The organism is Streptomyces sp. NBC_01261 (genome assembly GCF_036226385.1).
Classification (GTDB): domain Bacteria; phylum Actinomycetota; class Actinomycetes; order Streptomycetales; family Streptomycetaceae; genus Streptomyces.
The window spans coordinates 521,118-533,655 of sequence record NZ_CP108463.1; the positions used below are offsets into that span (position 1 = coordinate 521,118).

3 protein-coding genes are annotated in these 12,538 nt (G+C 72.0%); all 3 read left to right on the forward strand.

The window, feature by feature from the left end:
* Positions 1 to 91 precede the first annotated feature (91 nt).
* Genes OG226_RS02185 through OG226_RS02195 form a run of 3 tightly spaced genes read left to right on the forward strand, consistent with a single transcriptional unit; the run spans position 92 to position 12,434 of the window.
* Complete coding sequence (locus OG226_RS02185; protein WP_329347573.1) at positions 92 to 5,116, forward strand: non-ribosomal peptide synthetase; 5,025 nt, start codon at positions 92 to 94, stop codon at positions 5,114 to 5,116.
* Positions 5,113 to 8,430, forward strand: a complete 3,318-nt coding sequence (locus tag OG226_RS02190; RefSeq protein ID WP_329347574.1) for a non-ribosomal peptide synthetase — start codon at positions 5,113 to 5,115, stop codon at positions 8,428 to 8,430. The genes OG226_RS02185 and OG226_RS02190 overlap by 4 nt, the downstream gene beginning before the upstream one ends.
* Positions 8,427 to 12,434 carry a non-ribosomal peptide synthetase gene (locus OG226_RS02195; protein WP_329347575.1) on the forward strand — a complete coding sequence of 1,336 codons (4,008 nt, stop codon included), beginning with the start codon at positions 8,427 to 8,429 and terminating at the stop codon, positions 12,432 to 12,434. The genes OG226_RS02190 and OG226_RS02195 overlap by 4 nt, the downstream gene beginning before the upstream one ends.
* Positions 12,435 to 12,538: the final 104 nt, after the last annotated feature.

Consider the following 12,538-nt stretch of genomic DNA (forward strand, 5'->3'; position numbering starts at 1 on the left):
CGGGCGCACTTCGACAGACCCCCGGGCCGGCCGAAGTCGCCCCCGTCCCTTGGTCCTCGCCCCTCCGTCACCGCCCCTCATGGAGACTTCCGTGACATCAGCAGATTCCGGACACTTCCTCGACAAGTTCCTCCAGCAAGCCGCAGCAACCCCCGACCGCCCCGCGGCGGAGCTCGGCGACCGACACCTGACGTACGCCGAACTCGACGCCCGCGCCGCCGCCTCGGCCGCCCGGCTGCGCTCCCTCGGCGTGGGTCCGGGGGCAACGGTCGGTGTGCTCCTGGAACCGTCCCTCGACCTCGTGACCTCGGTCCTCGCCGTCGCCCGCGCCGGCGCCGCCTGGCTCCCGCTGGACCCCTCCTACCCGGCCGACCGGCTGTCGTACATGATCAGCGACTCGGGCGCCGCGCTGGTGATCACCGACGCGGAGGCGCCCGAGTGGCTGCGCTCCCTCGGCGTCCCGCTCGCGGACCCCGCCGACGACACGACGCCCGCCGAGCCCCTTCCGCTGCCCCGGCTGCGCCCTGAGTCCGCGGCCTACGTCATCTACACCTCCGGCTCCACCGGCCGTCCCAAGGGCGTGACGCTCACCCAGCGCGGGCTCGCCAACCTGACCGACGCCCAGCGCTCGACGTTCACCGTCAACCCGGGCCACCGGGTGCTCCAGTTCGCCTCGCCCAGCTTCGACGCCTCCGTCTTCGAGCTGGCCATGGCACTGTGCTCGGGCGCCACCCTGGTCCTGCCGCCGCGCCGCGACGTCCTGTACGGGCCCGGCCTCGGCGACTTCCTCGCCGACACCCGGATCACCCACATCACCCTGCCGCCGAGCGTGCTCGCCATGGTGCCGGAGCTGGAACTGCCGCACCTGGAGACGATCGTGTGCGCCGGTGAGGCCCTCCCCCAGCAGCTGGTCGACCGATGGGCACCGGGCCGAGCCATGTTCAACGCGTACGGCCCCACCGAGACCACCGTGTGGGCCTCGGTGTCCCGGACCGCACCGGGCGGCGGCAAGCCGGTGATCGGCCGGGCCATCGACGGCATGCGCCTCCATGTCCTGGACGAGTCGCTGCGCCCGGTGCTGCCCGGCGAGCCCGGTGAACTGGTCGTCGGCGGTGAGGGGGTGGCCCGCGGCTACATCGGCCGGCCGGCCCTGACCGCCGACCGTTTCGTGCCGGACCCGGACGCCCCCGGTGAACGGGCCTACCGCACCGGCGACTTGGTGCGGATGACGCCCGACGGCGAGCTGGACTTCCTCGGCCGCATCGACCAGCAGGTCAAGCTGAACGGCTTCCGCATCGAGCCGGACGAGATCGCCGCCGTGCTGCGCGAACACCCCGCCGTCCAGGACGTCGCGGTGGTCGTCGGCCGGGTCGGCGACGAGGACCGGCTGATCGGCTACGTCGTGGCGCCGTCGGCGGAAGCACTGGAGCTGCGCGAGTTCGCCGCCGGACGGCTGCCGCACTTCATGGTGCCGTCGGTCGCGCTGATCGACCGGCTGCCGCTGCTGCCCAACGGCAAGCTGGACCGCGCCGCGCTGCCCGCCCTGGACCGCGCGTCGCTGGGACTGGGCGGTGGCGGTGCCGAGGCCCGCACCGAGACCGAGCGTCGGCTGGCCGACATCACCGCGGAGTTCCTCGGCATCGACGGGGTCGGTGTCGACGACGACTTCTTCCTGCTGGGCGGACACTCGCTGCTCGCCGGGCGCCTCGCGGCGCGGGTCCGTTCGGAGTTCGGCACCGAGCTGCCGATATCGAGCATCTACGAGCAGCGCACGGTGGCGGGGATGGCCGCCGAGCTGGACCGGCTGGGCCTCAGCGCGCCGGCGCTCCCGCCGGTGGTCCGGGTGCCCCGGGACCGTCCGCTGCCGCTGTCCTTCCCGCAGGAGCGGATCTGGTTCCTGGAGCAGCTCTCCCCCGGCAACCTCGCCTACAACGCCCAGGCCACCATCCGGCTGCGCGGCCCGCTCGACGCCCAGGCGCTGGGCGCCACGATCACCGAGGTGGTCCGCCGGCACGAGATCTTCCGCACCGCGTTCTCCACGGTCGACGGGGCCCCGATGCAGGAGATCCGTCCGCCGATGACGGTCCCGCTGCCCGTGGTCGACCTCCAGGACGTGCCGGAGGCGGACCGGGAGCGCCGTACCGAGGAAGTCGTACGGGACACCATCCGCCGTCCCTTCGAGCTCACCGACCCGCCGCTGGCCCGCTGGCTGCTGATCCGCCACGCGGCCGACGACCACACGCTCGTCCAGGTGGAGCACCACTTCGTGCACGACGGCTGGTCGTTCGGCGTGCTCCTCGACGAGATCCGGGCGATCTACCCCGAGCTGGCGGCCGGCCGGCCGTCACCGCTGCCCGAACCGCCCATCCAGTACGCCGACTTCGCCGCCTGGCAGCGCGCCTGGATGCGCGACGAGGTCCTGGACCGTCATCTGGAGTACTGGAAGGGGCACTTGAAGGACGCCCCGCTCATCCTGGACCTGCCGACGGACCGGCTGCGGCCTCGTGTCCCGTCGTTCCACGGCGCCGCCCTGCGGGTGGAGCTGCCGGCCGAACTGAGCCGTGCGCTGCGGGAGTCCAGCGAGCGCTCCGGGGTGACGCTGTTCGCCTCGATGCTGTCGGGCTTCGCCGCCCTGTTGAGCCGCTACTCGGGCCAGAGCGACCTAGTGGTGGGCACGGGTGCCGCCAACCGCAGGCTCGCGGAGACCGAGCGGATGCTGGGCATGGTGGTGAACACCCTGCCGCTGCGGCTCGACACCTCGGGCTCCCCGGGATTCGAGAGTCTGCGGCGCCGGGTGAGCGACGTGCTGGTGGAGACCTCGGACTGGCAGGACGTGCCGCTGGACCGGCTGGTGGAGGCGGTGGCCCCGCCGCGGGTGCCGTCCATCAACCCACTGTTCCAGGTGATGTTCAGCTTCCACAACGCCATCGTCCCGGACCTGGAGTTCGGGGGTGTGCGAGGCACCGTCACGGAGCGGCACAACGGCTCGTCCAAGATGGACATGAACATCGTGGTGGTGCCGCGGGCCCAGCAGCGGGCCGGCCGTGAGGACCACCCGGACCGCGACCGGATCACACTGATCTGGGAGTACGCCTCGTCGCTGTTCGACGAGGACACCGTGCGGCGGATGGTGGACCAGTACATCACCCTGCTGGGATCGGCGGTCGCCGACCCGGAGCGGCCGATGGACCGCATCGGACTGGAGTCCGGCGCCGACGCGGACCGCGAGCGGGCGCCGCTCGGCGGCGGGCTGGGCGAAAGCGTCGAGTTCTCCGGCGGTCTGCTGACTGATCTGGTGGACGCGGTGGCGGCGGCGACCCCGCACGCACCGGCGGTCACCGACTCCGAATGCACGCTCTCCTACGCCGAACTCACCGGCCGCGCCAACCACTTGGCCACCCGACTGCGCGAGGCCGGAGTCGTCGCCGACACCCCGGTCGGCCTCTGGATGGACCGCTCCACCGAAATGGCCACCACCCTGCTGGCCATCCTCAAGGCGGGCGGCGCGTTCCTGCCGCTCGACCCGGACCTGCCGGTCGGCCGGGTGACGACCCTGCTGGCGGACGCGGGCGCCTCCCTGATCTGTGTGGACGGCCGGCGCGCCGAGTCCCTGGCGGCCGGGGCGTCCGGGGCGCTCACGGTCCTGGACTGCGGCCCGGGCACCCTCACCAGGTCCTCGCCCACGGCACCGGACAACGGTGTCACCGGGGACAACCTGATCTCCGTGTACTACACCTCAGGCTCGACCGGCACTCCCAAGGGCGTCGCGTCCACCCACGCCGGCTGGACCAACCGCATGCAATGGATGCAGGCCCAATACCCCCTCACCCCCGGCGACACCGTCCTGCACAAAACCGTCCTCAGCTTCGACGACTCCGCCGTCGAAATCTTCTGGCCCCTCATCGCCGGCGCCACCACCGTCATGCTCCCCCCCGGCCTCCACCGCGACCCCCGCGCCATCGCCGACTGGAGCAACAACCACCACATCACCGCCCTCCACTTCGTCCCCTCCATGCTCAGCCTCTTCCTCGACGAAATCACCCCCACCCGACAACCCCTCACCCACCTCCGCCACGTCATCTCCAGCGGCGAAGCCCTCCGCCCCGACCTCGTCACCAAATTCCACAACCGACTCGCCCACACCCCCGCCCACCTCCACAACCAATGGGGCGCCACCGAAGTCTCCATCGACTCCACCAGCCACACCTGTGTCCCGCAGGACGAGCAGGCCGCGGACGTGTCCCTCGGCGACGCGATCGCCAACAACCAGGTACTGATCCTCGACGCGCACCTCAACCCAGTACCCGACGGTGTCCCCGGGGACCTGTATCTGGGCGGCATGGGCCTGGCCCGCGGCTACCTCGGCGACGCCCGCAAGACCGCCGCCGCCTTCGTCCCCCACCCGTTCACGGACGGCGAACGGCTGTACCGCACCGGCGACCGCGGCATGCGGCGACCGGACGGCAGGCTGACGTTTCTCGGGCGCGCGGACAGTCAGGTCAAGATCCGCGGCATCCGCATCGAACCCGCCGAGATCGAACACACCCTCCGCCGCCACCCCGGCGTCAACGACGCCGTCGTCACCAAATGGGAACCCGCCCCCGGCGACCAACGCCTCGCCGCCTACATCACCGCCGAGCAGGTCGGTCCCGAGGATGGGCTGCCGACCGGGCTCACCACCCACCTCAGCGATCTGCTGCCCCTCTACATGATCCCCTCCAGCATCACCGTGCTGGACCGCATCCCCGTCAACGCCAACGGCAAAACGGACTACCGGGCGCTGCCCCGGCCGCGCTTCGAGGCGAACGCGGTCGCGGTGCGGCCGGCCACCGAGGCCGAGCAGCTCATCGACGGCATCTGGTCGGAGGTGCTGAACCACACCGACCTGGACATCCACGCCAACTTCTTCGCCCTGGGCGGGCATTCGCTGCTCGCCACGCGGATCGTCTCCCGGCTGCGTTCGGCGCTGTCCGTGGACATCCCACTCGCCCTCATCTTCGACAACCCCACCATCCACACCATGGCCACCGCCCTGGAGAACCTGCTGCTGGACGCGGTCGGCGAGCCGGAGGCAGACCTGGCCGGGGACGCCACCGCCGAGAGGAGCCACTCATGACCACGAGCAGGACACCTCTGGCGGACCCGCAGGAGGCGCGGCGCGCGCAGGTCAGGTCGCTGCTCCTGGGCGCCCGTGCCGCCCAGCGCGCCGACGCGGCGGTGACGGCCATTCCGGTGGCCGGACCGGACGCGGCGCAGGTGGCGTCGTACTCGCAGGAGCGGATGTGGCTCCTGGAGCAGATGATGCCGGGCTACAACACGTCCACCGTGATCAGGATCCGGGGCTCGCTCGACACCGAGGTGCTGGCCCGGAGCTTCACGGTGGTGGCCGGCCGGCACGAGGTACTGCGGACGGTCTTCGACGAGCGGGACGGCGCCCCCGTCCCCCGGGTACTGCCGGCCGCGCCGGTCCCGGTACTGGTCCACGACGTCGTCGGGGACGACGTCGGTGAACGGTACGCGGCGGGCGTGGAGTTCGCCCGTGAGCTGATGCGCGAGCCGTTCTCGCTGGCCGACGGACCCGTCTTCCGGGTCGCCGTGGCGCGGCTGGCCGAGGACGACGCGCTGCTGGTACTGGTGGTCCACCACATCGCGATCGACGGCACGTCGATGCGGGTGCTGTGGTCGGAACTGTCCCGGGCCTACACGGCCCTGGCGGCCGACCGCGAGCCCGAACTGCCGCCGCTGCCCCTGCAGTACGGGGATTACGCGGCGTGGAGCCGGGCCCACCAGACGCCGGAGCGGCTGGGGCACCAGCTGGAGCACTGGCGGGAGCGGCTGGCCGGCGCGAGCGCCGACGAACTGCCGACGGACCGGCCCCGGCCGGCCGTGCGGACCGGGAACGGCTCCCAAGTCTCGTTCACCGTGGACGGCGAACTGGGTGCGGCGCTCAACCGTTTCTCGCGGGAGCACAACGCGACCGCGTTCATGACGCTGACGGCCGCGTTCAGCGTGGTCCTCGCCAGGCACTCGGCGACCCGGGACGTCACCCTGGGCACGCCGATCGCCGGCCGGGGGCGTCCCGAACTCGACGAGCTGATCGGCTACTTCGTCAACACCCTGCTGATCCGCACCGAGTTGGCCGACGACCCGTCGTTCGAGGAACTGCTGGCCCGCACCCGCGCGAACACCCTCGCCTCCTACGAGCATCAGGAACTCCCCTTCGAGGCCTTGCTGGAGGAGCTCCAGCCGGAGCGGGACCCGAGCCGCAACCCGCTGTTCCAGGTGCTGTTCGCGCTGGGCGACGACGAGACCGACGACCTGATGCTGCCCGGTCTGGCGACCGAGCGGGTGGAGCTGGTCGACGGCAAGTCGCGGTTCGACCTGAACGTGGCCCTCACGCGCTCCGGCGACACGTTCTCAGGGATCGCCTACTACGAGTCGGACCTGTTCGAGCCGGCGACGATCAGCCGGCTGATGCGGCACTTCGTCACCTTCCTGCGCAACGCGCTGGCCGAGCCGGGCCGTCCCGTCTCCGGTGTCGGCATGGTCGACGCGGGCGAACGCGAGCGGCTGCTGGCGGCCGGGCTCGGCGAGGCCACGGTGTTCCCGGACGGTCTGCTGACTGATCTGGTGGACGCGGTGGCGGCGGCGACCCCGCACGCACCGGCGGTCACCGACTCCGAATGCACGCTCTCCTACGCCGAACTCACCGGCCGCGCCAACCACTTGGCCACCCGACTGCGCGAGGCCGGAGTCGTCGCCGACACCCCGGTCGGCCTCTGGATGGACCGCTCCACCGAAATGGCCACCACCCTGCTGGCCATCCTCAAGGCGGGCGGGGCCTTCGTCCCGCTCGACCCGGACCTGCCGGTCGGCCGCGCCGTCCAGGTGCTCACCGACGCGGGCGCCCCGGTGGTCTGCGCGGACGCGGAGCGGTTGGCCCTGCTCGCCGGCGCCCGGGACGGAGCCGGGGCACTCACGGTGCTGGACTGCGGTCCCGGCACGCTCACCGAGTCGTCGTCGGCCGCCCCCGGCAGCGGAGTCAGGGGCGACCATCTGGTCTCCGTGTACTACACCTCAGGCTCGACCGGCACTCCCAAGGGCGTCGCGTCCACCCACGCCGGCTGGACCAACCGCATGCAATGGATGCAGGCCCAATACCCCCTCACCCCCGGCGACACCGTCCTGCACAAAACCGTCCTCAGCTTCGACGACTCCGCCGTCGAAATCTTCTGGCCCCTCATCGCCGGCGCCACCACCGTCATGCTCCCCCCCGGCCTCCACCGCGACCCCCGCGCCATCGCCGACTGGAGCAACAACCACCACATCACCGCCCTCCACTTCGTCCCCTCCATGCTCAGCCTCTTCCTCGACGAAATCACCCCCACCCGACAACCCCTCACCCACCTCCGCCACGTCATCTCCAGCGGCGAAGCCCTCCGCCCCGACCTCGTCACCAAATTCCACAACCGACTCGCCCACACCCCCGCCCACCTCCACAACCAATGGGGCGCCACCGAAGTCTCCATCGACTCCACCAGCCACACCTGCACCATCGACGACCACGACGCGGACGTCCCGCTGGGCCGTGCCATCGCCAACAACGAGGTGCTGCTGCTGGACGAGCACCTCAGCCCCGTCCCGGACGGCATCCCCGGCGAGCTGTACCTGGCCGGCGTGGGCCTGGCCCGCGGCTACCTCGGCGACGCCCGCAAGACCGCCGCGGCCTTCCTACCGCATCCCGAGGTGCCCGGCGTGCGGCTGTACCGCACCGGCGACCGGGGCATCCGGCGCGCCGACGGGTCCCTCGTCTTCCTGGGGCGCGCGGACAGTCAGGTCAAGATCCGCGGCATCCGCATCGAACCCGCCGAGATCGAACACACCCTCCGCCGCCACCCCGGCGTCAACGACGCCGTCGTCACCAAATGGGAACCCGCCCCCGGCGACCAACGCCTCGCCGCCTACATCACCCTCAGCCAGCCCACGGCCGTGGACGAAGACGAACTCATCGCCGACCTCAACACCCACCTCGGCGACCGACTCCCCCAATACATGATCCCGTCCAGCATCAGCGTCCTGGACCGCATCCCCGTCAACGCCAACGGCAAGACCGACCACCGCGCACTGCCCCAGCCCACAACCGACACCCACACCACAACCACCCGAGCCAACGGACCGGCCGAGGAACTCATCGCCGGAATCTGGGCCGACGTCCTCAACCGCCCCGACCTCGACATCCACGCCAACTTCTTCGCCCTCGGCGGACACTCACTCCTCGCCACCCGCATCGTCTCCCGACTCCGCACCACCCTCTCCCCCGACATCCCCCTCGCCCTCATCTTCGACAACCCCACCATCCACACCATGGCCGAAGCGGTCGGACACCTCCTGCCCGTGTCCGGTACGGCCGACGGGAGGACGTCCCTATGACGACAAGTCCGATCGTGGAACGCGCGGTGGAGACCGCGCTGCGGGGGACCGGCTCCGGTCCCGCCGTGGACGCGCCGCTGTCGGCGGCGCAACGACGGGTGTGGCTCCTGGAGCACCTCCGTCCCGAACTCGTCGAGTACAACATGGCGCAGGTCTTCAAACTGGCCGGACTGCTCGACGTGGACGCCCTCTCCGCCGCCCTGCGGCTGGTCGTGGAACGGCACACCATCCTGCGCTCCCGTGTGGTGCAGGACGCCACCGGCGGACCGCGGCTGCGCGTGGGACCGGCGTCGGCGGTACGGCTCCAGCGGACCGATCTGAGCTATCTGGCGGTCGGGCCGGCGTACGAGGAGGCGTACCGGCTGCGGGACGCGGACATCAACGGCAGGTTCGACCTGGCCATCGGCCCCTGGCTGCGCGTCCGGCTGACCGAACTGCCGGATCAGTGCTACCTGTTCACCGTGGTCGTGCACCACATCGCCGTGGACGCCGCGTCCATGCAGATCCTCTGGCAGGAACTCTCCCAGGCCTACGCGGCGTTCACCGCGGGCAGCCGTCCGGAGCTGCCCGATCTGCCGATGCAGTACGAGGACTACGCCGACCTGGCGGCCCGGCAGCTGGAGACGCCCGAGGCCGCCGCCGAGGTGGAGTACTGGAAGCGGACCTTGGCCGGGGCGACCCCGACCGAGCTGCGCGGCGACCGGGCCCGGCCCGCGGTGCGCAGCAGTGCGGGCGCCCGGGTCTCGCACGTGATCGACCCGGCGGTCGCCGACGGGGTGCGAGAACTCGCGCAGAGGTACCGTGTGTCGCCGTTCATGGTGCTGTTCGCGGCCTTCGCCACGCTGGTGTCGCGGCACTCCGGCAGCCGGGACGTCACCATCGGCGTGCCGATGTCCGGCCGCACGCTCCAGGAGACCGAGGGCCTGATCGGGTTCTTCGTCAACACGGTGCTGCTCCGCACCGACCTGGAGGGCAACCCGACCTTCGCCGAGCTGTTGTCCCGGGTTCGGGGCACCACCCTGGAGGCGTACGAGCACCAGGGTGTGCCGTTCGACGTGCTCGTGGACGAGCTGCGGCCGGAGCGCGACCTGAGCCGCAACCCGCTGTTCCAGCTGCTGTTCAACCTGGTCGAGGAGCAGGCCTCGCATCTGCGGCTGCCCCAGGTGTCGGCCGGATCGCTGCCGGTCGAGGCGGACACCGCCCGCTTCGACCTGGACGTCACCGTGGTGACCAGGGGCCGGCGGATGGAGGTGTTGATCGCCTATGCGACCGAGTTGTTCGAGGCCGGCACCATCGCCCGGTTCGCCGATCACTACCGCCGGATCCTGGCGCACGCGGTCGAGCGGCCCGACACCCGGATCGGCGACCTCGCCCTGCTGGCGCCCGAGGAGGAGCGGCTGCTGCTGTCGGACTGGAACGACACCGCCGACCCCGAGTCGCCACTGCTCGTGCCGGACCTGGTGGACCGTCAGGCCGTCCTGACCCCGGACGCGGTCGCCGTGGAAGGACTCGACGGCGAGCGTCTCACCTACGCCGAACTGGTGCGGCGGGCCTCGGAGTTGGCCGCCGTGCTGCGCGCGGAGGGCGCGGGCCAGGACGCCCCGGTGGGCGTGATGGTCGAGCGGTCCCCGGACCTGTTGGTGGCGCTGCTGGCCGTTCTCAAGTCCGGCGCGGCCTATCTGCCCCTGGAGTCCGACTATCCGCCGGAGCGGCTGGCGTACGTGCTGGCCGACAGCGGCACCCGGCTGCTCCTGTGCCGCCCGGAGCTGGCGGCCCGGCTGGACCCCGCCCCGGACGTGCGGATCATCGATGTGGGCCGGCCCCCGAAGGTGCCCGCCGAGAGCGGGCCGGTGGCACCGGTCCGCCCGGACGACCTGGCATACGTGATCTACACGTCCGGCTCGACCGGTCGGCCCAAGGGCGTGATGGTCCCGCACCGCGGCCTGGTGAACTTCGTCGCGGACATCGGCCGTACCGTCGGCCTGTCCGCTGACGACGTGCTGTGCGCGGTGACCACCGTGGCGTTCGACGCGGCGGTGCTGGAGCTGTTCGTGCCGCTCGTCCGGGGCGCCCGGGTGGTGCTGGTGGACCGGGAGACCTCCGCGGACGGCGCCGCCCTGGCCCGGATCGTGGCGGAGTCGGGGACCACGGTCATGGCGGCGACGCCGGCCACCTGGCATCTGCTGCTGCTCAGCGGCTGGCAGGGCGGCGCCGTCCAGGCGATCTCCGGCGGCGAGGCACTCTCCGCGCAACTCGCCCAGGAGCTGGCCCCGCGGGTGTCCCGGCTGTGGAACGTGTACGGCCCGACCGAGACCAGCGTCTACTCGACCGTTCAGCTGATCGCCCCGGACGCTCCCGAGGAGCCGGTGTCGATCGGCCTGCCGATCGCCAACACCCAGGCGCACGTGGTGGACGACCGGATGCGGCTGGTGCCGATCGGCGCCGTCGGCGAACTGGTCATCGGCGGCGCGGGAGTCACCCGCGGCTACGCCGGGCGGCCCGCCCTCACGGCGGAGCGGTTCGTACCGGACCCGTTCGGGGCCGGCGACCGGCTCTACCGCACCGGTGACCTGGCCCGCAGGCGGCCCGACGGCAGGCTGGAGTTCATCGGCCGGGAGGACACCCAGGTCAAGATCCGCGGCCACCGCATCGAGCTCGGCGAGATCGAGTCGGTCCTCCAGCGGCACCCCTCGGTGGACCGGGCCGCCGTGATCACTGCGGGCGAGGACATGGCACGGCGGATCGTCGGTTACGTCTCCTGGCGGGACGAGCCCGACGAGCCCGGACTGCGCGCCTTCCTGCGGGAGCACCTGCCGCAGTACATGGTCCCGGCCGTGCTGGTCGGTCTGGAGCGGATGCCGCTGACGCCGAACGGCAAGGTGGACCGCAAGCAGTTGCCCGAGCCGGCCGCCGAGACCGCCGCCATGCCCGTCGCACCCCGCGACTCGCTGGAGCTGCGGGTCACCGCGATCTGCGAGCGGGTCCTCGGCCGGTCCCCGGTGGGTGTGCGGGACGACTTCTTCGCCGCCGGCGGCAACTCGCTCAGCGCGTTCGAACTGGTGGAGGCCGTACGGCGGGAGCTCAGTGTGAGCGTGCCGCTCAGCACCTTCTTCCGGTCGCCCACCATCGAGGCGCTGTGCGGCGCGCTGCCCGGACTGACCGCGGTCTCCGAGCGGCTGCTGGTCCCGCTGTCGACGGCCTCGCCCACCACCCGCTCGCCGCTGTTCCTGGTCCATCCGCACGGAGGCGGCGTCAGCTCCTACATGGGCCTGGCGCGGGAGCTGGAGGGCGGTGCCGACCTGTACGGCGTCGAGGCGGTCGGCTACAACACGGACGCGGCCCCGCTGCGCACCGTCGAGGAGATCGCCGAGCGCTATCTCGCGGAGATAGCGGAACTGGCCCCCGAGGGCCCGGTGCTGCTGGGCGGCTGGTCGTTCGGCGGTGTGGTGGCGTTCGAGATGGCGGTACGCCTGGAGCGGGCGGGCCGCGAGGTCGGCGCGCTGGTGCTGCTGGACTCGCCGGTGCCCGGCTCGGCGGACCTCGTCGGCGACGAGGACGTGCTGTCCCGGTTCGGGGCCGACGCCGGGCTGTCGTCCGACGAGATGGACGAACTCGACGACAACGCGCTCATCGCCGCCCTGGTCCGCCAGTCCCACCAGGACGGCCGCCTGCCCGACCGGATCGAGTCGACGGCCGTACGCCGCATGGTCGAGGTCGCCCGTGCCAACGGGGAGGCCGCCGGCCGCTACCGGCCCGGCGCGGTGGTCGACGCGGACGTCCACCTGCTCACCGTCGCCGAGTCCCACCCGACCCTCAAGAGCCCCGATGTCGACCCTGACGCCTGGCGGGCGCTGACCCACGGCCGGGTCTCCACCGTCCCGGTGCCGGGCAACCACCACGACATGGTGCACCCTCCGCACGTCGCCGAACTGGCCGCGCGGATCGCCGAGATCGTCCGCCCGCATCAGACCGCGGGCCGCCCCGCCGGTCGCGCGGACGCCTGAACGGGAACGAAGCCCGCCGGACGCGGGGCCCACGCGGCCTCGCTCTCCCGGCCCCCGCCGCCCCTGCGGCGGAACGCATGACCTCCATTACCCGAACGTCCGAG

Excerpts from the sequence above, each read along its gene's own strand:
- OG226_RS02190 (WP_329347574.1), top strand. The coding sequence starts at position 5,113 with ATGACCACGAGCAGGACACCTCTGGCGGACCCGCAGGAGGCGCGGCGC.
- OG226_RS02195 (WP_329347575.1), top strand. The coding sequence starts at position 8,427 with ATGACGACAAGTCCGATCGTGGAACGCGCGGTGGAGACCGCGCTGCGG.